This window comes from Asanoa sp. WMMD1127 (genome assembly GCF_029626225.1).
In the GTDB taxonomy this organism is placed as follows: Bacteria; Actinomycetota; Actinomycetes; order Mycobacteriales; family Micromonosporaceae; genus Asanoa.
The window spans coordinates 6,566,830-6,591,210 of record NZ_JARUBP010000001.1 but is presented as its reverse complement, the minus strand read 5'-3'; the positions used below and the strand labels follow the sequence as shown (position 1 = coordinate 6,591,210).

Genomic DNA, 24,381 nt, shown 5'->3' with positions numbered 1-24,381 from the left:
GATTACCACCGCTAGGGAGCGCCGCCGTGGCGATGCAGTTCTACACCAACATCGACCAGATCATGCGGGACCGCTCGGAGCTGGCCCGCAAGGGCATCTCCCGCGGCCGCAGCGCGGTGACCCTGACCTACACGGGCGGCGTGCTCTTCGTGGCCGAGAACCTGTCGACCTCGCTACACAAGATCAGCGAGATCTACGACCGCATCGGCTTCGCCGCCGTCGGCCGCTACAACGAGTTCGAGAATCTGCGCCGCGCGGGCGTCCGGATGGCCGACCTCAACGGCCTGTCCTACGACCGCCGCGACGTCACGGGCCTGGCCCTGGCCAACGCGTACGCCCAGACCCTCGGCGCCATCTTCAGCGACCAGCAGAAGCCGTTCGAGGTCGAGATCTGCGTCGCCGAGGTCGGTCCCACGCCTGCGGATGACCAGATCTACCGACTGGCCTACGACGGCTCGGTCAACGACGAGCCGGGCTTCATGGCCATGGGCGGCTCGGCGGAGGCCATCGCCAACGTCCTCAAGGGCGCGCACAAGAGCGACATGTCACTGGCGGACGCGGTCAAACTGGCGGTCAAGGCCCTGAGCAGCGTGGGCGGCGAGGGCGGCGCGGCCCGCACGATCGCCGCGAACCAACTCGAGGTCGCCATCCTCGACCGGGCCCGCCGTGGTCGGACCTTCCGGCGTCTGACCGGGTCGGTTCTGACCAACCTGCTGGACGGCAACGGTGGCGGCGCCGCGAAGCCGGCCGCATCGGGCAACGGCGAGGAGAAGGCCGCCGCCGAGAACGCGGAAGGCGCCAAGCCGCCGGCGCCGGGCCCGGACAAGCCGACCTCGTCAGCGGGCTCCGCCGACCTGGAGTAGGCCGATCTCGGATTCGGACGCGCCGCCCGCCATCGCCGCGGGCGGCGCGTTTTCGCGCTGCGCAACAGGTTGTTACATCCCACGGATCCTGGTTGATGGCGTGCCGGCTCGCGGCTGGTAGGTGGCATGGCGGCTGGTTGTGGGTTGGCGGGGTGCCGGCTCGCGGTTGGTGGCGTGGCGGTTGGTTGTGGGTTGGCGGCGTGCCGGCTCGCGGTTGGTTGGTCGGTGGCGTGGCGGTTGGTTGTGGGTTGGCGACGTGCCGGCTCGCGGTTGGTTGGTCGGTGGCGTGGCGGTTGGTTGTGAGCCGGCGGCGTGCCGGCTCGCGGTCGGTTGTGCGTGTGCCGGCTCGCGGTGAAGTTGACCTTGCGGTGGCCGCAGGGCGATGCGGGCGCTGCTCGGACGCTAGCTGGATGCCGTCGTCGCGGATCGCCCGGTTGCTCAACCGAACCTCGAAAGCCGCACTGTCGGGGCAAGGCGCACTGATTTCTTTCAAAGGTTGCCAGGGCTGCTGCGGGAATGCCTCCGCGTCCTGCTGCCTTCGAGTGCGAAGCGCTGGCGCGAAAGTGCGGAACGCGTTCCGTGATCGGTGGAGGACCGTCTCCACCTTCGGTCTTAGCGGTCTTGGACTTATTTCATCATCGCTTGACCCCAAGCGCTCTGGATAATCGTGCCTCGGTTTCTGGTCGAGTTGATCGTCGAATTTTCCTGATCGGCTGTTGGATCTCGGCGAATTATCCGTCGTATTGCGGTTGATTGGCTCGCCCGGAGGCCGGCAGGCTGGTCTGTCCACGCCATGAGGGGCTGATTTCGCCGCCTCGATGACATCAGTCTCGGCGGGGCGGCTAGCGGGGATGGCCGCTGTTGGCCAGTCGTCGGATCGCGGCGCAGCACGCTCGCGGAGGCGACGGTGTTTCTCGGCATGGCGCTGCGCCAATCCCCACGCGCGGTGGCGCACGTGTCGGCTACGGAAATCCTCCCCTTCCGGCGAATAGCGGCGTGACTTTGTTCGGTCGCGCATGGCAGCGATCTCATGCCTCGTGAACAACTGCAACTGCCGCATGCTTCTATTATCCCGGCCATTTACTGACCTGTCTGTCCCCGTGGCGAAGTCCGCAAGGCCAATTTGCGAAGGAGAGAATCGTCCCGTCCCTCGGTCCGGATATCGCTTATCGCCTTCATCGAATCTGTAGCAGCGCGTGCAGGCCCCAGCGGCGAGGGCGTGGCCGGCGGCGCGCGCTGGGGCGGTGAAGGGGTGGCGACCGGCGCGGCGGGCGCCGCGCGGGCGGCGGCGGTGACGGGGGTGGCGGGCGGCGGCGAGGAGCGGCGGGTGGTGACGGCGGCGAGGGCGTGGCCGGCGGCGCGCGAGGTAGCGGGCGGTGAGTGGCGGCGAGGGGGTGGCCGGCGGCGCGCGCTGGGGGCGGTGAAGGGGTGGGGGCGGCGGCGAGGGGCGGCGGACGGTGATGGCGGCGAGGCGGCGTGCCGAGCGGCGGCGCGGCGGGCGGCGGCGCGGCGGGCGGCGGCGCGGCGGGCGGCGGCGCGGCGGGCGGCGGCGCGGCGGGCGGCGGCGCGGCGGGCAACGGGTCGTGCAGGGGCGGCGAGGGACCGCCGGCCAGCGGCGGCGCGGGAGGCGGCGGACGGTGAAGGGGCGGCGAAGGGCGTGCCGGCCGGCGGCGGCGCGGGAGGCGGCGGGTGGTGACGGGGCGGCGAGGAGCGTGCCGGACAGCATCCCGCTAAGCGGCGATCGCCGCGCAAGTCGGCTCAACGCTTCATCCTAGGATGCTCTAGAGGGTGTGCCGCCGCGGCGGCAAGGAGGAAGCCGCTGCGATAGGCACTGGGTGGTCAGGCCCGCGTGTGTGAGGCCTGGCGGTCCATCGCAGGGTCAGGCGGTGATGTGCTTGCGGAGGTCCTCCAGGGCCGCCGCGTAAATCTCTGAGAACGTCGGGAACGGCTGGATGATGTCGCGGAGGACCGTGAGCGGGATACGGGCCCGGATCGCGACCGTGGCCTGTTGCAGCCACTCGCCCGCCTCCGGGCCGACCGCATAGGCGCCGGTCAGGGAACGCCCGTCGCTGAGGAGCGTGAGGAAGCCGATCGAGTCCGCGTACGCCCGGGTGTAGGTCTCCGTTTTCGGCAGGGCCGACAGCGCCGCCGTGCCAGAGAACGCGGCCGTCGTCGCGCCTACCGCGCCCACGGCCGGGTCCGTGTAGACCACCCGCGGCACCGCCGTGTAGTCCGCCTCGCGTGGCTCGCCCAGGAGGTTCGCGGCGACCACGTCGCCCTGGTATTTGCCTACGTGGGTGAGCATCCACAGGCCCGTGACGTCGCCGATGGCCCACAGGCGCTCGGCCACCCGTAGGCGGGCGTCGACCGGCACACCATGCGGGGTCGCCGTCACGCCGACGGTGTCGAGGCCGATGTCGGCCACCCGAGGGCGCCGGCCGGCCGCGACGAGCAGGCGGTCGCCCCGGAGCGAGCGGCCGTCCGACAGGCTCAGCACGAAATCGTCGCCCTCGCGGGTCGCGGCGGCCGCGTGTGCGCCCAGGACGACCTCCACGCCGTCGCGGCGCAGCAGTTCGGCGGCCGCCGAGCCGAGCGCCGGCGCCTCGCGGCCCAGCAGGTGGCCGGAGACCAGCACCACCTCGCCGCCCAGGCGGCGGACCGCCTGGGCCATCTCGATGCCGACCGGGCCGCCGCCGAGCACCAGCATCCGGCGCGGGACCGACGTCATGCCGGTGACCTCGCGGTTGGTCCAGACGCCGTCGAGGTCCGCGAGGCCGGGTACGGGCGGGATCACCGCGTCGGCCCCGTTGGCCAGCACGACGTCGGCAGCGGTGTGGACCCGCCCGGCGACGGAGACCGCGCCGGTGCCGGCCAGCCGGCCCGTGCCGCGTAGCAGGGTGACGCCCTTGTCGGCCAGCCACCGCTGCTGGCCGTCGTCCGCGTACCCGGAGACCATGAAGTCCCGCCACGCCAACGCCGCGGGGACGTCCACGTCCGCCGTCGCCGCCGCGTCCCGGGCCGCGTGCACCGCCTCGCCCGGGCGCAGCAGGGTCTTCGACGGGATGCAGGCGTAGTACGAGCATTCGCCGCCGACCAGGTGCCGCTCGACCACCGCTACCCGCAGGCCCCCGTCCGCCAGGGCGCCCACGCAGTGCTCGCCGGGCGCCCCGCCGCCGACCACGATGACGTCGAAGTCAAAGTCCCCCATGACCACCCATTCTCGGCCGCCGCGGGCCCGAACGAAGTCAGCAACGCGCGGCGGCCGCCTGCGTAGGGTGGAGTCATGCGTAGCGACATCGTTCCCGGCGGGGTGTTTCCCGACTACGCGCTGCCCGACCACACCGGCACCATGCGGAAGCTGAGCGAGCTGCAGGGCGACGACCCGATGATCCTCACGCTGGCCCGTGGTCACTACTGCCCCAAGGAGCACCAGCAGCACCTGGAGCTGGCGGCGCTCCAGCCCAAGATCGCGGTGGCGTACACGAAGATCGTGACCATCGCGACGGACGAGCACCACACCCTGCAGGAGTTCCGGGCCTCCGTCGGCGCGCACTGGCCGTTCCTGTCCGATGTGGACCGGGTCATCCAGCGCGACCTCGACATCGCCGAATACACCGACCCGGAACACGATCCGATGGTGCCGCACACCCTGGTGCTGAAGCCGGGCCTGATCGTCCACAGTGTCTACAACGGCTACTGGTTCTGGGGGCGGCCCTCCACCGACGACCTCTGGCGCGACCTGCGCGCGGCCACCGCCGAGATCAGGCCCGACTGGGACCTGAGCGCCCCGGGGCTACGCGAGGCCTGGGACGCGGGGGACATGTCGAAGTTCCACGGCTACGACCGGAAGCCGGCCGCGGCCGGCTGAGGTCAGCCGCGGTTTCGGCCCCCGAAGCGGCCACGGACTCAAGCCCCGAACAACGCCAGGCACGGCTCCAGGCCGGTGACCGACACCGCCGGTCGCGGCAGCGCCGCCCACCGCGAAAGGGTCAGCCGCAGCCGCTGCGAGACGACCACCTCGTCGTGCAGCAGGTCCCGGGTGATGCCGTCGTCCTCGTAGCCGACCTTGCGCGACACCCCGAGCGCCGCCGCGTTGTCGACGAACGAGCCCGTCGTCGCGCACTCCGCCGACAGGCCGGCGAACGCCAGGTGCAGCACGGCCTGCCGCATCGTCGTGCCGAACCCGCGTCCCTGGTGGGGCAGGCCCAGCCACGACCAGGTGCGCACCTCGCGCAGCCGGCCGAACGACGCCGCCGCCATGCCCTGCAGGCCGACCGGCACGCCGTCGACGAACACGCCCAGGTGCAGGGCCCAGTCGTCCGGGGTCCAGTCGCCGCGGTCCATCCAGACGCCCTTGACCACGTGGCGCGCCCGCTCCAGCGGCGGCAGGTCGGTCCACGGCGTCAGGAACGTACGCGCGCCCGGCTTCTGCACGCCCTCGAACGCCACCGCGGCCAGCCCGGCCAGGTCCGCGTCCGACGGCGGCCGCAGCTCCATCGCGCCGACCCGCAGGCGCAGGTCGACCAGCGGCCAGTAGTCAGCCAGCACGGACCGCACCCGCCGCCACCGCCGCGGCCAGCGCCGTGCGCCACTCCGCCATCGGTGCGAGCCCGGCCACGGCCCAGCGGTCGTGACCCAGCACGCTGTATGCGGGCCGGGCCGCCGGCGTCGGGAACTCCGAGCTGGGAATGGGCCGCACCCGCGCGGGGTCGAGCCCGTTCAGCTCGAAGATCGCCTGGGCGAACCCGTGCCAGGTGGTCTCACCCGAGGCGGTCCCGTGATAGACGCCCGCCGGCGCGTCCGGCGCCAACGCCAGCGCCACCAGCTGCCGGGCCAGCTCCAGCGACCACGTCGGCTGCCCCCGCTGGTCGTCGACCACGTTGACCGTCTCCCGGGACGCCGCCAGCCGCAGCATCGTCGCCGCGAAGTTGCGGCCGTGCTCGCCGTAGAGCCACGCCGTCCGCACGACGTAACCGGACGACGGCAGCAGCGACAGCACCGCCCGCTCACCGACCAGCTTGCTGCGCCCGTACGCGTTGATCGGCGCGGGCTCAGCCGACTCCGGATAGGGCGACGAGGCCGACCCGGACAGCACGTAGTCGGTGGAGACATGGACCAGCCGCGCTCCGGCGGCGGCGCACGCCGATGCCAGCGAGGCGACCGCGTCGCCGTTGAGAGCCGTCGCCGCGTCCTCGGCCGTCTCGGCGCCGTCGACGTTCGTCCACGCCGCCGCGTTGATCACGACGTCGTGCCCCGGGACCGCCGAACGCACCTCGGCGGCCGACAGCAGATCGAGATCCGCGCGCCGCGCGGCCGTCACGGTGCAGCCAGAGAAGCCGGCGAGCACCGCGACCAGGTCCGAACCCAGCATCCCGCCCGCGCCGGTCACCAGGACCTTCATCGGCCGGCGCCCGCCTTCAGCGGCTCCCACCACGCGCGGTTCTCCTTGTACCAGGCCACGGTCGCGGCGAGCCCGCGGTCGAGGTCGACGCTGGGCGCGTACCCGAGCTCGTTCTGGATCTTGGCGATGGACAGCGAGTAGCGCCGGTCGTGGCCCTTGCGGTCGGCCACCGGCACGACGCGGTCCCAGGAGGCGCCGCAGGCCTCCAGCAGCCGACCGGTCAGCTCCTTGTTGGTGAGCTCCGTGCCGCCGCCGATGTGGTAGACCTCGCCGGCCCGGCCCTTGTCCTGCACCAGCGCGATGCCGACGCAGTGGTCGTGCACGTGCAGCCAGTCGCGGATGTTGCCACCGTCGCCGTACAACGGCACCGTGCCGCCGTCGAGCAGGTTGGTCACGAACAGCGGGATGACCTTCTCCGGGAACTGGTAGTGCCCGTAGTTGTTGGAGCAGCGGGTGACCACCACGTCCATGCCGTGCGTGCGGTGGTAGGCCAGCGCCAGCAGGTCGGAGCCCGCCTTGGAGGCCGAGTACGGCGAGTTCGGTGCCAGCGGCCAGTCCTCGGTCCAGGAGCCCGAGTCGATCGAGCCGTAGACCTCGTCGGTCGAGACGTGCACGAACCGGCCCGTGCCGTGCCGCAGCGCCGCGTCGAGCAGGGTCTGCGTGCCGAGGACGTTCGTCGTCACGAACACGCTCGCGCCGGAGATCGACCGGTCCACGTGCGACTCGGCCGCGAAGTGCACGATCACGTCGTGGTCGCGGACGACCTCGTCGACCAGCTCCGCGTCGCAGATGTCCCCGTGCACGAAGCGCAGCCGGGAGTCGGACGCCACCGGGGCCAGGTTGGCCCGGTTGCCCGAGTAGGTGAGCTTGTCCAGCACCGTCACCACGCTCGGGGCCAGGTCCGGCCCCGCGCCCGGGGTCAGCAGCATGCGGACGTACTCCGAACCGATGAACCCGGCGCCGCCGGTCACGAGGATCCTCACGGGTTCCGGAGTCTACGGGATGGCCGCGACCCAGTAGGCTCCCCGCCGTGCGAGGGATTCTTCTGGCCGGCGGCACGGGATCGCGGCTGTGGCCGATCACGATGGCCGTGTCGAAGCAGCTGATGCCGATCTTCGACAAGCCGATGATCTACTACCCGCTCTCGACGCTGGTGATGGCCGGCGTCGACGAGATCTTGATCATCACCACCCCGGACGACCAGGCCCAGTTCCGGCGCCTGCTCGGCGACGGTGGTCAGTGGGGACTCAAGATCGACTATGTGGCGCAGCCGCGCCCGGAGGGCATCGCACAGGCCTTCCTGCTCGGCGAGGAGTTCATCGGCGACGACTCGGTGGCGCTGATCCTCGGCGACAACATCTTCCACGGCGTCGGCCTCGGCCGGCAGCTGGGCGAGGCCGGCCCGCTGCGGGGCGGCAAGGTCTTCGCCTACCCGGTGGCCAACCCCCGGGAGTACGGCGTCGTCGAGTTCGACGCCGACGGCAAGGTCCTCTCGATCGAGGAGAAGCCGGTCAGGCCCAAGTCGCGGTACGCCGTCCCCGGCCTCTACTTCTACGACAACCGGGTCGTGGAGATCGCCCGCGGGCTCAAGCCGAGCGACCGCGGCGAGCTGGAGATCACCGCGGTCAACGAGGCCTACCGGGAGTGGGGCGAGCTGACCGTCACGGTGCTCGACCGGGGCACCGCCTGGCTCGACACCGGCACCTTCACCTCGATGATGCAGGCGGCCGACTACGTGCGGGTGATCGAGGAGCGGCAGGGCCTCAAGATCGGCTGTGTCGAGGAGGTCGCCTGGCGCGCCGGCCGCATCGGCGACGACGCGCTGCGCGACCTGGCCGCCCCGCTGGTCAAGAGCGGCTACGGTGCGTACCTGTTGGGCCTGCTCGCCGAGAAGGAGGAGCACGCGGCATGAAGATTCGTGAGCTGGGCATCGAGGGCGCCTTCGAGGTGACCCCGCAGCAGCACGGCGACCCGCGCGGCCTGTTCCTCGAGTGGTTCAAGGCCGAGACGTTCCAGGCGGCGACCGGGCACCCGTTCACCCTCGCCCAGGCCAACATGTCGGTGTCGGCCCGCGGCGTGGTCCGGGGCATCCACTTCGCCGACGTGCCGCCCGGCCAGGCCAAGTGGGTCACCTGCGTACGCGGCGCCGTGGTCGACGTGATCGTCGACATCCGGGTCGGCTCGCCGACGTTCGGCCGCTGGGAGGCCGTCCGGCTCGACGACGTCGACCGCCGGGCCGTCTACGTCGCCGAGGGCCTGGGGCACGGCTTCTGTGCCCTGACCGACGACGCGACGCTGACCTATCTCTGCTCGACGGGCTACAACCCGTCCGGCGAACACACCGTGCACCCGCTGGACCCGGACCTGGCCATCGAGTGGCCGGCCGAGGCGCCGGTCCTGTCGGCCCGCGACGAGGCCGCGCCGTCACTGGCCGCCGCCCGGGCGGACGGGCTGCTCCCGGACTACGAGGCCTGCCGGGCCCACGTCCGGGGACTGCGGTGAACCCGACGAAACGTACCCTGTGAATCTTTTCCGCCATCGGGAAGATGACGGCGCGTCGCGGCACTGACCACTGACCGGGTTTCCCGGCTAATGTCTTGCTATGGAGCGGCGAATCTTCGGGCTCGAGACCGAATACGGGGTCACCTGCACCTATCGCGGTCAGCGCCGGCTGTCGCCGGACGAGGTGGCCCGCTACCTGTTCCGGCGGGTGGTTTCCTGGGGTCGGTCGAGCAACGTCTTCCTGCGCAACGGCGCGCGCCTCTACCTCGACGTCGGTTCCCACCCGGAATACGCGACCCCCGAGTGCGACAACGTCGCCGACCTGGTGGCGCACGACCGGGCCGGTGAGCGGATCCTCGAGGGGCTGCTCGTCGACGCCGAGAAGCGGCTGCACGACGAGGGCATCGCGGGCGAGATCTATCTCTTCAAGAACAACACCGACTCGGCGGGCAACTCGTACGGCTGCCACGAGAACTACCTGGTCTCCCGGCACGGTGAGTTCGGCCGCCTGGCCGACGTGCTGATCCCGTTTCTGGTCACCCGGCAGCTCATCTGCGGCGCCGGCAAGGTGCTGCAGACCCCGCGCGGCGCGGTCTACTGCCTGTCGCAGCGCGCCGAGCACATCTGGGAGGGCGTCTCCTCGGCGACCACCCGGTCCCGGCCGATCATCAACACCCGCGACGAGCCGCACGCCGACGCCGAGCGCTACCGCCGCCTCCACGTGATCGTCGGCGACAGCAACATGAACGAGGTCACCACGCTGCTCAAGGTCGGCAGCGCCGACATCGTGCTGCGGATGATCGAGGCCGGCGTGGTGATGCGCGACCTCTCCCTGGAGAACCCGATCCGGGCGATCCGCGAGGTCTCCCACGACGTGACCGGCCGGCGCAAGGTCCGCCTCGCCAACAACAAGGAGATCAGCGGCCTCGAGATCCAGCAGGAATACCTGGCCAAGGCGACCGAGTTCGTCGAGCGCCGGGGCGGCGACCAGACCGCCAAGCGGGTCGTCGAGCTCTGGGGCCGGGTGCTGCGGGCGATCGAGACCGGCGACCTGGAGCCGGTGTCCCGCGAGATCGACTGGGTGACCAAGCTCCGGCTGATCGAGCGCTACCAGGACAAGTTCGACCTCCCCCTGTCCCACCCCCGGATCGCGCAGATGGACCTCGCCTACCACGACCTCCGGCGCGGGCGCGGCCTCTACGGGCTCATGGAGAAGCGCGGCCAGGTCGACCGGGTCGCCACCGACCTGGAGATCTTCGAGGCCAAGGAGACCCCGCCGCAGACCACCCGGGCGCGGCTGCGCGGCGAGTTCATCCGGCACGCCCAGGAGAAGCGCCGCGACTTCACCGTCGACTGGGTGCACCTCAAGCTCAACGACCAGGCGCAGCGCACCGTCCTCTGCAAGGACCCGTTCCGGGCCTACGACGAGCGGGTCGAACGCCTGATCGCCAGCATGTGAGACATCCGGGTACGCTCGGGGACACCATGACGCTCCCCGAGCAGCGCGACAGCGCCCCGAAGCAGCGCGACGAGCAGTGGCCCGACGCCACCCGCACGTCCGGGCCGTCCATGCCCGAGACGCGGCCCGAGGTCGCGCGGCGGGGCTGGCTGGAGAAGCGCCGCGAAAAGGTGATCGAGGAGATCGAGCGCAACCGGCGCGGCGAATACCGCGTGCCGACCTGGGTGCTGGCCGCCCTACTGGTCGCGCTGCTGACCGGCTGGCTGCTGCTCGTCTTTCTTGCCGGCTAGCTCAGCCTCGGCGGCCGGCGCCGCCTCGCTCGCCAGCGCCGCCGCGTGGCGGCCGGCCGCCGCCGCCGTGAGGAAATAGGCGTAGTCCTCGTCCAGCCCCCGGCCCATCGTCGACAGCGGCACGGGGGAGTCCCGCAACGCCGCGTCCAGCCCGTCGTCGGGCACCCGCACGATGCGGTGCCGCACGGACAGCTCCGCGAGCTGCGCCTCGACCTTCGCCGCGAGCCCCGCCTCCAGGCCGTCCGGCAGCGGAAGCTCGCAGGGAGCGAGCGCCACGCGCCCGTACGCCGTGAGGCTGTGATGCGAGATCCCCCGGTGCCGTTCGCGCGGGTCGGCGGCGGAGATCCGCAGCGCGCCGACCGCCCGCCCGTCGAGCGCCACGGCGGCGTTGACCGCCTCGCCGACCGCGACACCGGAGAACGCCCAGGGCAGCCCCGCGCCCAGGTTGCCGGGCCCCTGGGCGACGATCGCCACGTCGGCGCGCAGCGCGTAACGGGCGGCCAGCAACCCGCTGTGGGTCGTCACCGCCTCCAGGTCGCCGCCGAACGCCTGCCCGACCGTGACCGTGCCGGCCAGCCGGTCGCGCAGCCCGTCGAGGGTGCGGGAGAACCAGGCCGGCAGCGCGCCGCCGTCGGTCATCACGTAGGCGACGCGGGCGTCGGGCCGGTCGGCGTGGATGCCGGCCAGGATCGCCGGCAGCGCCGAGTGCAGGTCGGCGGTGACCACCGGCAGGCCGGCCAACGTGTCGGCGGCGGCGATCGCGGCGTGGTGCGGCGACGAGGGCTCCTCGACGCCCCGCACGATCGCCTGCAACGGTGTGTAGCGGGCCTTGACCACGTGGCCGCCGGCCCGGTCGGTGCCGGCGCCGGGCGGGTCGGGCGGCAGCCGGTCGGGCAACGCGACGACCAGCGCGTAGCCGCCCGTGCCGAGGCCCATGAGCTGGGCGTTGACGTTGAGCAGCACCCGGTCGCCGGGCACCGGGTCGCCGACCAGCTGGGGATAGGCCAGGGCGCGCACGGGCAGACCGTCGACCGTCACCGCCAGCTCGACCGCGCCACGCCAGCGGCGCCGCACCTCCGCGACCACCCCGGCACGCCACCTGACCATGGCAGGAAAGGTTACCGGTCCGGCCGGTCGCGTCCCGCGCGGCCGCGCGTGGGATCCAGGAACACGTACCGGATGGACGGGTAGATGCTGGTCAGCCGCTCCTCGGCGGCGTCGGCGGCCGCCTCGATGTCGGCGCCGGTCGCGTCGTCGGCGAAGTCGACCTTGGCGGCGACCAGCACGTCCTCCGGGCCGAGCTGCATGGTCAGCAGCTGGTCGACCCGGTCGACGGTGGGCACCGCGGCCAGCTCCTGGCGCAACCGCACGTGCAGCCGGCGGGGCACCGCCCGACCGACCAGCAGCGACACGTTGGCGACCGACAGGGCGATGGCGACGATCAGCAGCAGGATGCCGATGCCGATGGAGGCGACGCCGTCCCACAGCGGGTCCCCGGTCACCTCGGTCAGCACCAACCCGCCCGTGGCCAGCCCGAGACCGATCAGCGCCGCGCTGTCCTCCAGGAAGACGGCCTTGACCGCCGTGTCCGGAGTGGCGCGCAGGAACCGGAACGGCGAGGTGCGCCAGCGGGTCGCCTCGCCGCGGACCTGGCGCAGCGCCCGGATGAAGGAGATGCCTTCGAGGACGAACGAGACGGCCAGCACGACGTACGCGACCGTGAAGTCGCCGACGTCCTCGCCTTCCAGGATCGTCTCGATGCCGTGGTAGACGGAGAAGCCGGCGCCGGCCACGAAGGTGAACAGGGCGGCGATGAACGCCCAGACGTAGCTCTCCTTGCCGTGGCCGAAGGGGTGCCGGTCGTCCGGGTCCTTCGCGCCGCGGCGCAGGGCCGTGAACAGCAGCACCTCGGTGGTGGTGTCGGCCAGCGAGTGGGCGGCCTCCGAGAGGATCGCGGCCGAGCCGGTCAACAGGCCGGCAACGAACTTGGCGGCGGCGATCGCCAGGTTGGCCAGACCGGCGACGACAACCGTGAGCGTGGACTCCGACGGCGTGTCGCCGGCGTCGGGGATCGCGGCGTGGCGGACCTCCGGCTCGCCCTCCAGATCGACGTCGTCGAGGTCCGATGGGCGGTCCGGCTGCTCCGAGTTCACGATGGCCAGGCTATGCCCCGCGCGGGTGTGCGCACATGCGTACCAACACTGCTAGCGTCTTGGGAGTGTCGCGGACCCGCACCGAGCGCCTGGTCAACCTGGTGATCTGCCTCCTGTCGACGCGGCGGTTCCTGACCGCCGCGCAGATCGCGGCTACCGTCCCCGGCTACGAGCACGACCCCGAGGACCCCAAGGACCACGAGGCCTTCCAGCGCAAGTTCGAGCGCGACAAGTCCGAGCTGCGTGAGCTGGGCGTTCCGCTGGAGACCGGCGCCGCGAGCGCGTTCGACACCGAGCCCGGCTACCGGATCGCCCGCCGCGATTACGCCCTGCCCGACATCCCGCTGGCCCCCGACGAGGCCGCCGCCGTGGGCATCGCCGGCCGGCTCTGGCAGCACGCCGGCCTGGCCGCCGCCGCGTCGTCGGGCCTGGCCAAGCTGCGCGCCGCCGGCGTCGACGTCGACCCGCAGGCGACCCTGGGCGTCGAGCCGATCGTCCGGGTCGACCCGACCTTCGCGCCGCTGACGGCGGCCGCTCGCGACCGGCACACGGTGCATTTCGACTACCGGGTGCCCGAGCAGGACGGCCCGACCAGCCGCCGCCTCCAGCCGTGGGGCGTGGTGTGCTGGCGGGGCCGGTGGTACGTGGTGGGCCACGACCTCGACCGCGGCGCCCCGCGCTGCTTCCGGCTCTCCCGGGTGGTCGGCACGGTCCGCCTCACCGGCCGGCCCGGCGCCTACCAGCCGCCCAAGGACCTCGACCTGATCAGCTACGTCGCCCGGTTCAGTGGGCCGATCGAGCGCACCGGGCGGGCCACCGTGCTGGTGCGCAAGGGTCGCGCCGCCGGGCTGCGGCGGTGGGCGCAGGAGACGGCGCCCGGCGCCGAGGTCGACCGGGTGGTGCTGCGCTACGCCGACGTCGACTTCATCGCCACCCAGCTCGTCGGTTACGGGCCGGACGTACGCGTGCTCGACCCGCCCGAGGTCCGCGAGGCGGTGATCCAGCGGCTCAAGGAGACCGCGACCCGCCACGACGCCACCCCGGTGCCCGCATGACGTCCTCCCTGGGTGGTCTACGACCGAGCGCCGACCGGCTCGGGCGGCTGCTCAACCTCGTGCCCTACCTGCTCGCCCGGCCCGGGATCGAGGTGGCCCAGGCGGCTGCCGACCTGGGCGTGACGCAGCGGCAGCTCAAGGAGGACCTCGAGCTGCTCTGGGTCTGCGGGCTGCCCGGCTACGGGCCCGGCGATCTGATCGACATGGCGTTCGACGGCGACCGGGTGACCATCACCTACGACGCCGGCATCGACCGGCCGCTGCGGCTGACCCCGGACGAGGCGCTGGCCCTGGTGGTCGCGCTGCGGATGCTGGCCGAGACGCCCGGGATGGGCAACCGCGACGCGATCGAGCGGGCCCTGGCCAAGATCGAGCACGCAGCCGGCGACCTGGCCGACGCCCCGGTCGCCGTCCGGATGCCGGGCAGCGACGACCGGCTGGCCACGCTGCGCGGCGCGGTCGAGCGGGGGAGGGCGCTGCGGATCACCTACTACGCGCAGACCCGCGACGAGACCACCGAACGCGTCATCGACCCGATCCGACTGCTGATGGTCGAGGGCCGGGCGTACGTGGAGGCGTGGTGCCGCCGCGCCGAGGCGGTGCGGCTGTTCCGGGCCGACCGGATCGACGCGCTCGTCGAGCTCGACGAGCCGGCCGCCCCACCGCCGAGCGCCGAGCTGCACGACGTCAGCGACGGCGTCTTCAGCCCCGGGCCGGAGCTGCCCCTGATCACCTTGCGGGTCGGCCGCGGTGGTCGGTGGATCACCGAGTACTACCCGTGCGAGGACGTGCACCCCGACCGGCGCGACCCCGACGAGTGGGTGGTGTCGCTGCGGGTCACCGACCTGGCCTGGGCGCAACGCTTCGTGCTCGGCCTGGGCCCCGACGCCACCGCGGTCTCGCCGCCGGAGCTGGTCGCCCGGGTCCGCGACGCCGCCACGGCCGCCCTCGACGCGTACGCGGCACCCGCGGGCGAAACGTTCTAAGCTGTCCGCCGTGGTGCTCTGGATCGTGATCGGCGCGGCGGTGCTCGGCCTCGTCATCCTCGTGCTGGCCGCCCGCCCGGTGCTGGGCCGGCTGCCCGAGCTGGCGCGGGCGCTGCGCCGGCTCGAGGACCGGCAGGCCCGGGCCGAGCAGCTCGGCGCCGAGCTGGCCGTCCTCCAGGAACAGGTCGAGGCCGTGCAGGAACGCGCCGTAGTCGCGCAGGAGCGCATCGCGGTCATCAAGGCCGGTCGCGGGCGCGCGTGACGCCCGAATTGTCGAGCTAGGGCGGCTGGACCTCCAAGTTTCACCGGCTATTGGGGTCTCCCGGGCGGTGGCATCGTCAGATGTCACCCGTAGGATGGGCGAGTCACCCCGACGCACCACACCGTCCGACACTGATCGACTTTGGAGTTCCCATGGGCGCCCTCAAGCCGTGGCACATAGCCGTACTCGTGGTCGTGCTGGTCCTGCTCTTCGGCGCGAAGCGGCTGCCCGACGCGGCGCGTTCCCTCGGCCGCTCCCTGCGCATCATCAAGGCCGAGACCAAGGGCCTCGTCGACGACGACAAGGGCGACCTGGCCGAGAAGGCCGACGCCCAGGCCGGCCGCCAGCCGCTGCCGCCGCAGCAGGTGCAGCAGCAGCCCGCGCAGAACCCGCCGGTCGTCGACCCGGTGCAGCGCTCGCGCGACGTGATCTGACGACCGGATCACCGTCCGGTCATGGCCATCTCCCTGCGCCGTAAGGGGACGACCGAGTTCGAGCGGGCCGCCGACGGCTCGATGACGCTGATCGAGCACATCCGCGAGCTGCGCAACCGGCTGTTCAAGGCGTCGCTCGGCATCCTCGTCGGTTTCGCCGTCGGTTTCGCCGTGCGCGGTCAGGTCCGCGGCCTGCTGTCGGAGCCCTACTGCAGCCTGCCGAGCTCGACCGACCCGGTGACGGGCAAGTGCAAGTTCATCCAGCTCGGGCCCGCCGACGTCTTCCTGCTCGATCTGAAGATCGCTCTCTGGGTCGGGCTCGTGGTGGCCGCGCCCATCTGGCTCTACCAGCTGTGGGCGTTCATCGCCCCGGGCCTGCACCGGCACGAGCGCCGTTACGCCTACGTGTTCGTGGCGATCGCCGCGCCGCTGTTCATCGCCGGCGCGGTGCTCGCCTACTTCGTCATCCACAAGGGGCTCGAGTTCCTGCTCGACTTCTCCGGCGACGACATCAACACCACGCTCGACATCACGCGCTACATCTCGTTCGCCACCAACCTGATCCTGATCTTCGGTGTGGCGTTCGAGTTCCCGTTGATCATCCTGATGCTCAACTTCGTCGGGCTGTTCAGCGCGCGCAAGCTGCTCGGCTGGTGGCGCGTGCTGGTCTTCATCTTCTTCCTGTTCTCGGCCGTGGTCACGCCGACGCCCGACCCGTTCGGCATGACCGCGCTCGCGGCGTGCCTGTCGCTGCTCTACTTCGTGGCGGTCGGGGTCGCGTTCCTCAACGACCGGCGGCGCGGTCGCGGTCGGGAGATCTACGAAGGCGTCGACGACGACGAGATGTCGCAGCTGGAAGACGAGCGTGAGCCGGTCGCGGCCGGCGCACCGATCGAGCCGATCGCGCCCGTGGCGGCGCCGAGGCCGATCGACCGCCGGTTCGACGACGACATCACCTGACCTCTGTCGCGGCGCCGCACCGGGAGATAGGGTGCCGCGATGAAGATCAACGGACCGCTGGCGGTGCTGGCCAACCCCGGAGCGGGGCGGGGCCGGCACCGCGGCGTCCTGCCGTTCGTGCTGGCCCATCTGCGTGACACCGGGCTGCCGGTCGAGCCACTCGAGGCGCGTACCCCGCAAGAGGCTCTGGCCGCGTGCCACGCCGCGGTCGCCGGCGGCGCGGGCGCGCTCGTGGTGGTCGGCGGCGACGGCACCGTCCACCTGGCCCTGCAGGCCCTCGCCGGCACCGACGTGCCGCTGGGCATCGTCCCCGCCGGCACCGGCAACGACTTCGCCGTCGCGGCGGGTTTCGGCGCACCGGCGGCCGCCCTGCGCGCGATCGGCGCCGCGCTGGCCCGGGGTGGCGACCACGCCACCATCGACCTCGCCCGGCTGACCACCGGCGCGGGCGCCACCCACTGGTTCGGCGGCGTGCTCGCGGCCGGCTTCGACGCGATCGTCAACGAGCGCGGCAACCGGATGCGGTGGCCGCGCGGCCCGGTCCGCTACGACCTGGCCATCATGGTGGAGCTCGCCCGGCTGCGGGCCCGGTCCTACCGGATCACGCTGGACGGGGTCACCCAGGAGCGCGACGCGGTGCTGGTCGCGGTGGCCAACGGCGGCAGCTACGGCGGCGGCATGCGGATCTGCCCCGACGCCGACGTCACCGACGGCCGGCTCGACGTGGCCGTGGTGCGGCCCATCTCGCGCCGCACGCTGGTCAAGGTGAAGCCGCAGATCTACGCCGGCACGCACGTGCACCACCCCGCCGTCGACACGTTCTCGGCGCGGAAGGTCGAGCTGGCCGCGGAGGGGATCGTCGGCTACGCCGACGGCGAGCGGATCGCGCCGCTGCCGGTGACCGTCGAATGCGTGCCGGGCGCGCTGCGGCTGCTCAGGGGCGCGTGAGGGCCACGGCGGCGCCCAGGCCGTTGACCTTGCCCGGGTCGGCGGCCGGCAGCACCAGCGCCGACAGGCCGGCCCGCACCGCGCCCGCGTCGGCGGGCGTGTCACCGACCATCAGCGCCCGCTCGGGGTCGACCCCCAGCGCGCCGCAGGCCCGCAGGAAGATCGCCGGATCCGGCTTGCACCGGCCCACCTCGTACGACAGGACGAACGCGTCCACCAGCTCGCCGAGGCCCCAGGTGTCGAAGTGGGGCCGGATGTCGAAGCCGATGTTGCTGACGACGGCCACCGGCACCCCAGCCTGCCGCAACGCCTTGAGCGCCTCGGCGGTGTCGGCGTAGGGCAACCAGCCGTCGGCGCCGAGCAGCCGGTCGTAGAGGGCGTCGGCCAGTCCCTCGATGTCGGTGTTCACGGTCGCCGCGAGCCCGACGAAAGCGGCCCGGTGCGCGTGCGGGTAGAGGTCCCGGTCGGCCCACACCTCGGCCAGGTGCACCGGCACCCGGGCGGGCAGCGGCCCACCGGCCCGGCCCGCGGTGACCAGCCGGTCGGCCAGCACGGTCGCCTTGCCCCGGTCGAGCGACGCCCCGCAGGCGACGGCGGCGGCGAGCACCCACGCGACCGGGTCCTCCACCTGGGCGAGCGTGCCGTGGAAGTCGAAGAGCACGGCCTCGACGGGCCGGCGGGCGGGTTGACCCGACTCGTCTGGCACACGTGGACTGGGCGGTTCCGCGTGGTCTGGCAATGGCACGCCGTGGACCTTACCTAGGACCCACCGGGCGGGTCCGGCACGGCCTACCGCGTCGGCGCGGCGCGCACGCCGTAATCTTGGATGCATGTCGAGCCCCGCCGAGCGCTACGCCGCGGCGCGCCGCCGGGCCGCCCGGGCCAGCGCGTTCCCGGCCCTCGAAGACTTCGCCCTGGGCATCGGCTTCGACCTCGACGACTTCCAGCGGGAGGCGTGCGAGGCCCTGGAGCGAGGCAGCGGGGTGCTGGTCTGCGCGCCGACCGGCGCCGGCAAGACCGTCGTCGGCGAGTTCGCGGTGCACCTGGCGCTGGCCGGTGGCGCCGGAGATTCGGACGCCCCGCCCAAAAAGTGCTTCTACACCACGCCGATCAAGGCGCTGTCGAACCAGAAGTACCACGACCTGGTCGAGCGCCACGGCACCGCCAACGTCGGCCTGCTGACCGGCGACAACGCCATCAACGGCGACGCGCCCGTGGTCGTGATGACCACCGAGGTGCTGCGCAACATGCTCTACGCCGGCTCGCCGGCGCTGCAGGGCCTGGCGTACGTGGTGATGGACGAGGTGCACTACCTGGCCGACCGGTTCCGGGGCGCGGTCTGGGAAGAAGTGATCATCCACCTCCCGGCGTCGGTGACATTGGTCTCACTGTCGGCGACGGTCTCCAACGCCGAGGAGTTCGCCGACTGGCTCGTCACCGTCCGGGGTCACACGGACGTGGTGGTCAGCGAGCACCGGCCCGTGCCGCTGTGGCAGCACATGCTCGTCGGCCGGCGGATGTTCGACCTGTTCCACGACGCGGCCGCCGCCCGCAAGCACGACGTGCACCCGGAGCTGCTGCGCTACTCGCGCGAAATGCTGCGCCGGCTCGAGATGGGCCGCGACGGCTGGGCCGGCGGCGGCGCCCGCGGCGGACGCGGGCCCCGCTGGAAGGGCCCGCTGCGGGCCGAGGTGGTCGAGCGGCTCGACCGGGAAAATCTGCTGCCGGCGATCCTGTTCATCTTCAGCCGGGCCGGTTGCGACGCGGCCGTGCAGCAGTGCCTCGCGGCCGGGCTACGGCTGACCACCCCCGACGAGCGCGTCGAGATCCGCCGGATCGTCGAGGAGCGGATCACCGCGATCCCGGGCGAGGACCTCTCGGTGCTCGGCTACTGGGAGTGGGTCGACGGGCTCGAGCGCGGGCTGGCCGCCCACCACGCCGGCATGCTGCCCGCGTTCAAGGAAGTCGTCGAGGAGCTGTTCGTACGCGGCCTGGTCAAGGCGGTGTTCGCCACCGAGACGCTGGCGCTGGGCATCAACATGCCGGCCCGGTGCGTGGTGCTGGAGCGCCTGGTCAAGTTCAACGGCGAGGCGCACGTCGACCTCACCCCGGGCGAGTACACGCAGCTGACGGGTCGCGCCGGCCGCCGCGGCATCGACGTCGAGGGCCACGCGGTGGTCGTCTGGTCGCCCGAGGTCGACCCGCGGCACGTCGCCGGCCTCGCGTCGACCCGCACCTATCCGCTCCGGTCGAGCTTCCGGCCCTCGTACAACATGGCCGTGAACCTCGTCGGGACGGTCGGCGCCGAGCGCTCCCGGGCGCTGCTGGAGGCGTCGTTCGCGCAGTTCCAGGCCGACCGGTCCGTGGTCGGGCTCGCCCGGCAGGTGCAGCGCAACGAGGAGACCGCCGAGCAGTACGCCGGCGAGGTGCGCTGCAGCCACGGCGACTTCGAAGAGTATTTCGACCTGCGCATGCAGATCGGCGAGCGCGAGCGGGCCCTGGCCCGGCAGGGGCAGACCCAGCGCCGCGCCCAGGCGGTGTCGTCGCTGGAGCGGCTGCGGGTCGGCGACGTGATCCGGGTGCCGTCCGGGCGGCGCGCCGGCCTCGCCGTCGTCCTCGACCCGGGCGCGGCCGGCTTCGGCGACCCACGCCCGCTGGTGCTCACCCAGGACCGCTGGGCCGGCCGGGTGACCTCCGCCGACTTCACCTCCCCGGCCGAGGTGCTGGCCCGGATCCGGGTGCCGAAGCACTTCAACCACCGCAACCCGTCGGCCCGGCGCGACCTGGCCGCCGCCGTCACCGGCACGGGGCTCGACCGGCACAGCCGGCGCGGCCGCCGCGCCCGCGGCACGGGCGACGACGCGCACCTGACCGAGCTGCGCGACAAGCTGCGCAAGCACCCGTGCCACGCCTGCCCCGACCGCGAGGAGCACGCCCGCTGGGCCGAACGCCGGCGTCGCCTGCTGCTCGACACCGAGGAGCTGCGCAAGCGGGTGGCCAGCCGCACAGGCTCGCTGGCCCGCACCTTCGACCGGGTGTGCGCGCTGCTGACGTCCCGCGGCTACCTGACCGAGGCGGGCGAGGTCACCGACAACGGCCGCATGCTCTCCCGCATCTGGTCCGAGGCCGACCTGCTGGTCGCCGAGTGCCTGCGCCGCGGCGTCTGGGACGCGCTGACCCCCGACGAGCTCGCGGGCGCGGTCTCGGTGGTGCTCTACGAGGCGCGCCGCGAGAACGACGAGCGCGCGTCGATCCCGCGGGGCCCGATCGCCGACGCGATCGACGAGACGATGAAGATCTGGGCGGAGCTGGAGGCCGACGAGGCCGCCCGCGGCGTCGACCGCACCCGCGAGCCCGACCAGGGCTTCGTGTGGCCGATCGTCCGCTGGACCCGCGGCGAGGCGCTGGCCAAGGTCCTGGCCAGTGGCCACAACCTCGACGGCGACATGCCGGCCGGCGACTTCGTCCGCTGGGCCCGCCAGGTCGTCGACCTGCTGGGCCAGATCGCGGACGCCGGCGGCGCCTCGACGACGGTCCGCACCACGGCCCGCCAGGCCATCAACGGCATCAACCGCGGCGTCCTCGCCTATATCAACGCGTAGCGGCGATCGCGTCGACGAGGCGGCGGCACGGGCCGGCGAGGTTCCACTTCTCCGCCAGGGCGAGCAGGGTGTCGCCGTCGGCCGGGGCGCTCGGCAACGTGGTGTCCAGGTCGGGCAGTGAGACGTCGCGGGCGACCTTGACCACCGTGGGCGCGACCGCCAGATAGTCGCGGGCCGCGTCGAGCTTGCCGCGTAGGCCCGGGGCGAAGCCCGCCTTCGGGTCGTCGAGGGCCGCCAGCATCGCGTCGAGGGTGCCGTAGCGGGTGACCAGGCGGGCCGCGGTCTTCTCGCCCACGCCGGGCACGCCCGGCAGGCCGTCGCTCGGGTCGCCGCGCAGCGCCGCGAAGTCGGCGTAGCCGGACGCCGGCACGCCGTATTTCGCCTGGACCGCGGCGTCGTCGCTGTCTTCGAGCTTGCTGACGCCGCGTCCGCAGTAGAGCAGGCGCACCGGCTTCGCGTCGTCGATGAGCTGGTAGAGGTCGCGGTCGCCGGACGCCACCTCGACCGGGCCCGGCTGCGTGGTGGCCAGCGTGCCGAGCACGTCGTCGGCCTCGTAGCCCTTGGCGCCGACCGCCGGGATCCCGACCGCGGCCAGCACCTCGAGGATCAGCGGCACCTGGGTCTCCAGGTTGGGCGGCACGACCTCGGTGGACGGTCCACCGCCGGGCGCCAGCCGGTGCGCCTTGTAGGACGGGATCAGCTTGACCCGCCACGCCGGCCGCCAGTCGTAGTCGAGCGCGCAGACCAGCCGGTCGGGCCGGCGGGTGCGGATGAGCTGGGCGACCATGTCGAGAAAACCACGGACCGCGTTGACCGGGCTGCCGTCGGGTGCCTGCGCCGCCGACTCCGGAATGCCGAAGTAGGCCCGGAAATAGAGGCTCGGCGCGTCCACGAGCAGCAGCGGTCGGTTGGTCATCGTCACAGCCTGCCATGCCGATCCGACACTTCCGCGACGGCCCCGCACGGCTAGGCTGCGCGACGTGGGTCGCCCGGGCTTGTTGTTGACGTTGACCGGCGGCGCCGGCGCGGGCAAGACCACCCTGGCAGCGGCCCTGGCCGCCGACCGTGCGGGGATCACGGTCCTGCACCAGGACGACTTCTATTTCCACGACGACCCGGCCCGCGGCGTCTGGCTCCCCGACGCCGGCGGCATCCCGCGGCTGGACGTCGGCGATCCGCGCTCGCTGGACCTCGCCGCTCTCGACCGCGACGCGACCACGGCCCTGGGCGCCTCCACCGTGGTCATCGTGGAGGGAATGTTCGCTCACCGCACGACCCCGGCCTCGCCGCACACCCGCTTCGACGTGTACGTGGACGTCCCCGCCGACCTGCGCCTCGCGCGCAAGATCGAGCGGCAGTGTGTCCGCGGCACGGTCCCGCTCGACCGGCTGCTGTCCAACTACGTCCGGCACCGACGGACCGCCCACGCCCGGCACACCGAGCCCGCCCGCGACACGGCCCACCTCGTCCTCGACGGCGAGCTTCCGGTCGCGACGCTGGCCGCCCGAACCTGGCAGGCGATCGGCTAGCGCGCGCCGGCCCGCGGCTCCACCGTGACCGTTGGCCGTCGCCGAGCGGGCACGTCCGCCGGCGCCGGGCGGTGGCGACGCGCGTCGCTCAATGCCACCACCAACGCGACCGCGACGATCAGACCCCCGCACAACATGATCGGGCGTACGCCGGCCGTGGAGAGCACGACGCCGCCGAGCAGGGAGCCGCTCGCGATGCCCGCGTTGAAGGCGGACCCGGAGGCGGCCGAGGCCAGGTCGGTGTTGCCGGGTGCGAGTTGTAGCGTGCGGCCCTGCACCGTCGCGGCGAAGGCGCTGAAGGCCATTCCGAACAGCGCGAGCAGCACCACGGCCACCGGGCGGAACTGGCCCAGCGCGTACATCAGCAGCATGCCGCCGCCGACCAGCGCCAGCGGCACGATCTGCGCGGCCACCGGCCGGCTGTCGATGAACCGGCCGATAACGATCGTGCCGACCACGCCGGCGACGCCCGCCACGAGCAGCAGCAGCGACAGCGAGGCGTCGGGGAAGCGGCTGACGTCGAGCAGGAACGGCGTGATGTAGGTCTGCCCGACGAAGTTGCCCGTGATGCCGAGCGCGGTCACCACGAGCAGCACGCGGAACCGGCCCCGGTCGGGCGTGGTGCCGCGGGCGGCGCCGCCGTCGGCCGGCGCGAACGACGGCAGCAGCACGGTGACCACCGCGCCGGCGACCAGCCCGAGCGCGGCCAGCACGGCGAACGCGGTGCGCCAGCCGGCCTGCTGACCCACCCAGGTGGCCAGCGGCAGGCCGAGCACCGGGGCCAGCGACGGGCCGAGGGCGAACCGCGACACGATCCGGCCCCGCACCTCGGGCGGGAACAGGCCGGTCACCGTGGGCCCGACCACCGACCAGAACAGGGCCTGGGTGGCCGCCGTGGCCAGCCGCGCCCCGGCCAGCACCCAGTAGTCGGTGGCCAGCGCGGCCGCCGCGGTGGCCAGGACGAACACGGCGAACGTCACGGCCAGCAGCCGGCGTCGCGGGATCCGCCTGGTCACCAGCGTCAGCGGCAACGAGGCCAGCACGACGACGAACGCGTAGCCGGTGACCAGCAGCCCGACCTCGGAGCGCGACCGGTCCAGGTCGGACGCGATGACCGTGAGCAGCCCGATGGGCGCCACTTCCGTGGTCACGTAGGCGAACGCGGCCAACGAGAGCGCGATCAGCGCCGCCGTGGCCCGACCGGGGGAGAGCTGCGGCGCCATGCGCCATGCATATCAGCGGGAGCGCGCCAGCGATACCGACTTACGCGTGTCGACGGGGCGGGGCGGGGGAGCGCCACGCCAGCGGAGCACGCCGTGGTACATGATGGTGAGGCAGAGGCCGGCGTTGATGAACGAGCCGATCACGTCGCTCGGGTGGTGCATGCCGCGATAGAGCCGGGTCATCGCGACCCCGAGCGGGATCAGCACGAACACCGTCCAGACCACCGCCTCCCAGCGCCCGCTGGTCGAGCGGAGCGCGAACAGCAGCGCCAGTCCGCAGTAGAGCGCGGTCGCCGCCGAGGTGTGGCCCGACGGGAAGCTCGAGGTGGGCGGCGAGACGTCCATGTGCTCGACCGCGGGCCGGTGCCGGTCGATGGCGAGGGTGGTGAGCAGGAAGATGAGGGCCTGCGCGGCGACGGCGCCGGCGAGGAACAGCGGCTCGCGCCACGGCCGGCGGGTGACCACCAGGATCACCACCGCGAACGTGCAGACGGCGATGATCGACCAGGTGTCGGCGATCGTGCTGAACACCAGCGACGCGGCGGTCAGCGGCCCGGAACGGGCGGCCTCCAACGACGTGTTGACGTCGTCCTCGGCGGTGAACGGCCACCAGCCGTCGGCCACCTTGGTGACGAACAGCCCGATCGCGATCATCAGCCCGTAGAGGGCGACGAGCGGCAGCAGCACTTTCAGCAGGACCTGGCGCATGGCGGG

At 72.8% G+C, this 24,381-nt stretch carries 23 protein-coding genes and 1 pseudogene; 14 read left to right on the top strand and 10 right to left on the bottom strand.

Translation table 11 applies throughout. From position 1 onward, the window contains the following. Positions 1 to 26: 26 nt before the first annotated feature. The gene (gene prcA / locus O7635_RS31480; RefSeq protein WP_278084127.1) at positions 27 to 863 is read left to right on the top strand and encodes a proteasome subunit alpha; all 837 of its coding nucleotides are present in this window, start codon (positions 27 to 29) and stop codon (positions 861 to 863) included. 1,879 nt (positions 864 to 2,742) lie between these two features. Here the strand turns inward: prcA and O7635_RS31475 are convergent. Further along, on the bottom strand, positions 2,743 to 4,071 hold the full coding sequence (locus O7635_RS31475) for an NAD(P)/FAD-dependent oxidoreductase (protein WP_278084126.1): 1,329 nt from the start codon (positions 4,069 to 4,071) through the stop codon (positions 2,743 to 2,745). A gap of 75 nt (positions 4,072 to 4,146) precedes the next feature. On the opposite strand from O7635_RS31475, the gene O7635_RS31470 reads away from it, so the two are divergent. Next, complete coding sequence (locus O7635_RS31470; protein WP_278084125.1) at positions 4,147 to 4,731, top strand: redoxin domain-containing protein; 585 nt, start codon at positions 4,147 to 4,149, stop codon at positions 4,729 to 4,731. A 38-nt stretch (positions 4,732 to 4,769) separates the two neighbouring features. Here O7635_RS31470 and O7635_RS31465 read toward each other — a convergent pair whose 3' ends face one another. From O7635_RS31465 to rfbB, 3 genes are read right to left on the bottom strand one after another with little or no spacing between them, the layout of a single operon-like run. Next, the gene (locus O7635_RS31465; RefSeq protein ID WP_278084124.1) at positions 4,770 to 5,411 is read right to left on the bottom strand and encodes a GNAT family protein; all 642 of its coding nucleotides are present in this window, start codon (positions 5,409 to 5,411) and stop codon (positions 4,770 to 4,772) included. Then, positions 5,401 to 6,264 carry a dTDP-4-dehydrorhamnose reductase gene (gene rfbD, locus O7635_RS31460; protein WP_278084123.1) on the bottom strand — a complete coding sequence of 288 codons (864 nt, stop codon included), beginning with the start codon at positions 6,262 to 6,264 and terminating at the stop codon, positions 5,401 to 5,403. The genes O7635_RS31465 and rfbD overlap by 11 nt, the downstream gene beginning before the upstream one ends. Further along, positions 6,261 to 7,247, bottom strand: a complete 987-nt coding sequence (rfbB, locus tag O7635_RS31455; RefSeq protein WP_278084122.1) for a dTDP-glucose 4,6-dehydratase — start codon at positions 7,245 to 7,247, stop codon at positions 6,261 to 6,263. Before rfbB ends, rfbD begins: the two co-directional genes overlap by 4 nt. Positions 7,248 to 7,294: 47 nt before the next feature. Here rfbB and rfbA point away from each other — a divergent pair, with 47 nt between their 5' ends. The 4 genes from rfbA (at position 7,295) to O7635_RS31435 (ending at position 10,515) form a co-directional block, all read left to right on the top strand. Then, complete coding sequence (gene rfbA / locus O7635_RS31450) at positions 7,295 to 8,176, top strand: glucose-1-phosphate thymidylyltransferase RfbA (RefSeq protein ID WP_278084121.1); 882 nt, start codon at positions 7,295 to 7,297, stop codon at positions 8,174 to 8,176. Next, positions 8,173 to 8,766: a dTDP-4-dehydrorhamnose 3,5-epimerase gene (gene rfbC, locus O7635_RS31445; protein ID WP_278084120.1), complete on the top strand. Its 594-nt coding sequence runs from the start codon at positions 8,173 to 8,175 to the stop codon at positions 8,764 to 8,766. Before rfbA ends, rfbC begins: the two co-directional genes overlap by 4 nt. Positions 8,767 to 8,866: 100 nt before the next feature. Then, complete coding sequence (gene pafA / locus O7635_RS31440; protein WP_203716865.1) at positions 8,867 to 10,225, top strand: Pup--protein ligase; 1,359 nt, start codon at positions 8,867 to 8,869, stop codon at positions 10,223 to 10,225. Between the two features lie 110 nt (positions 10,226 to 10,335). Beyond that, positions 10,336 to 10,515: a hypothetical protein gene (locus tag O7635_RS31435; RefSeq protein WP_278085615.1), complete on the top strand. Its 180-nt coding sequence runs from the start codon at positions 10,336 to 10,338 to the stop codon at positions 10,513 to 10,515. Positions 10,516 to 10,545: 30 nt separating this feature from the next. On the opposite strand, the pseudogene O7635_RS31430 reads toward O7635_RS31435, so the two are convergent. Next, positions 10,546 to 11,622 (bottom strand): annotated as a pseudogene (locus O7635_RS31430) (DUF3866 family protein); the annotation flags it as partial. Between the two features lie 11 nt (positions 11,623 to 11,633). Beyond that, a complete protein-coding gene (locus O7635_RS31425) occupies positions 11,634 to 12,587 on the bottom strand; it encodes a cation diffusion facilitator family transporter (protein ID WP_278085614.1) in 954 nt (317 codons plus the stop codon). 146 nt (positions 12,588 to 12,733) lie between these two features. On the opposite strand from O7635_RS31425, the gene O7635_RS31420 reads away from it, so the two are divergent. The 6 genes from O7635_RS31420 (at position 12,734) to O7635_RS31395 (ending at position 17,313) form a co-directional block, all read left to right on the top strand. After that, positions 12,734 to 13,723: a WYL domain-containing protein gene (locus O7635_RS31420; protein ID WP_278084119.1), complete on the top strand. Its 990-nt coding sequence runs from the start codon at positions 12,734 to 12,736 to the stop codon at positions 13,721 to 13,723. Beyond that, positions 13,720 to 14,709, top strand: coding sequence for a YafY family protein (locus O7635_RS31415; protein ID WP_278084118.1), 990 nt, complete (start codon positions 13,720 to 13,722; stop codon positions 14,707 to 14,709). Before O7635_RS31420 ends, O7635_RS31415 begins: the two co-directional genes overlap by 4 nt. A 10-nt stretch (positions 14,710 to 14,719) precedes the next feature. Continuing rightward, complete coding sequence (locus O7635_RS31410; protein WP_278084117.1) at positions 14,720 to 14,971, top strand: hypothetical protein; 252 nt, start codon at positions 14,720 to 14,722, stop codon at positions 14,969 to 14,971. A 152-nt stretch (positions 14,972 to 15,123) separates the two neighbouring features. Then, positions 15,124 to 15,405, top strand: coding sequence for a Sec-independent protein translocase subunit TatA (gene tatA, locus O7635_RS31405; protein WP_278084116.1), 282 nt, complete (start codon positions 15,124 to 15,126; stop codon positions 15,403 to 15,405). Positions 15,406 to 15,426: 21 nt separating this feature from the next. Continuing rightward, entirely contained in the window at positions 15,427 to 16,365 is a 939-nt protein-coding gene (tatC, locus tag O7635_RS31400) for a twin-arginine translocase subunit TatC (protein WP_278084115.1), read from the top strand. 39 nt (positions 16,366 to 16,404) lie between these two features. Beyond that, entirely contained in the window at positions 16,405 to 17,313 is a 909-nt protein-coding gene (locus tag O7635_RS31395; RefSeq protein WP_278084114.1) for a diacylglycerol kinase family protein, read from the top strand. On the opposite strand, the gene O7635_RS31390 is transcribed toward O7635_RS31395, so the two are convergent. Continuing rightward, complete coding sequence (locus O7635_RS31390; RefSeq protein ID WP_278084113.1) at positions 17,300 to 18,019, bottom strand: HAD family hydrolase; 720 nt, start codon at positions 18,017 to 18,019, stop codon at positions 17,300 to 17,302. The two genes, O7635_RS31395 and O7635_RS31390, sit on opposite strands and share 14 nt — an antisense overlap. Before the next feature lie 124 nt (positions 18,020 to 18,143). Here O7635_RS31390 and O7635_RS31385 point away from each other — a divergent pair, with 124 nt between their 5' ends. Continuing rightward, entirely contained in the window at positions 18,144 to 20,915 is a 2,772-nt protein-coding gene (locus O7635_RS31385) for a DEAD/DEAH box helicase (protein WP_278084112.1), read from the top strand. On the opposite strand, the gene O7635_RS31380 is transcribed toward O7635_RS31385, so the two are convergent. Then, positions 20,905 to 21,831 (bottom strand): 5'-3' exonuclease, encoded by a 927-nt coding sequence (locus O7635_RS31380; RefSeq protein ID WP_278084111.1) that lies wholly within the window; start codon positions 21,829 to 21,831, stop codon positions 20,905 to 20,907. The two genes, O7635_RS31385 and O7635_RS31380, sit on opposite strands and share 11 nt — an antisense overlap. Before the next feature lie 64 nt (positions 21,832 to 21,895). On the opposite strand from O7635_RS31380, the gene O7635_RS31375 reads away from it, so the two are divergent. Beyond that, on the top strand, positions 21,896 to 22,444 hold the full coding sequence (locus tag O7635_RS31375; RefSeq protein ID WP_278084110.1) for a hypothetical protein: 549 nt from the start codon (positions 21,896 to 21,898) through the stop codon (positions 22,442 to 22,444). On the opposite strand, the gene O7635_RS31370 is transcribed toward O7635_RS31375, so the two are convergent. Both O7635_RS31370 and O7635_RS31365 read right to left on the bottom strand, forming a co-directional pair. Further along, positions 22,441 to 23,667 (bottom strand): MFS transporter, encoded by a 1,227-nt coding sequence (locus O7635_RS31370; protein ID WP_278084109.1) that lies wholly within the window; start codon positions 23,665 to 23,667, stop codon positions 22,441 to 22,443. The two genes, O7635_RS31375 and O7635_RS31370, sit on opposite strands and share 4 nt — an antisense overlap. Positions 23,668 to 23,679: 12 nt before the next feature. Continuing rightward, the gene (locus O7635_RS31365; RefSeq protein ID WP_278084108.1) at positions 23,680 to 24,375 is read right to left on the bottom strand and encodes a phosphatase PAP2 family protein; all 696 of its coding nucleotides are present in this window, start codon (positions 24,373 to 24,375) and stop codon (positions 23,680 to 23,682) included. Positions 24,376 to 24,381 lie beyond the last annotated feature (6 nt).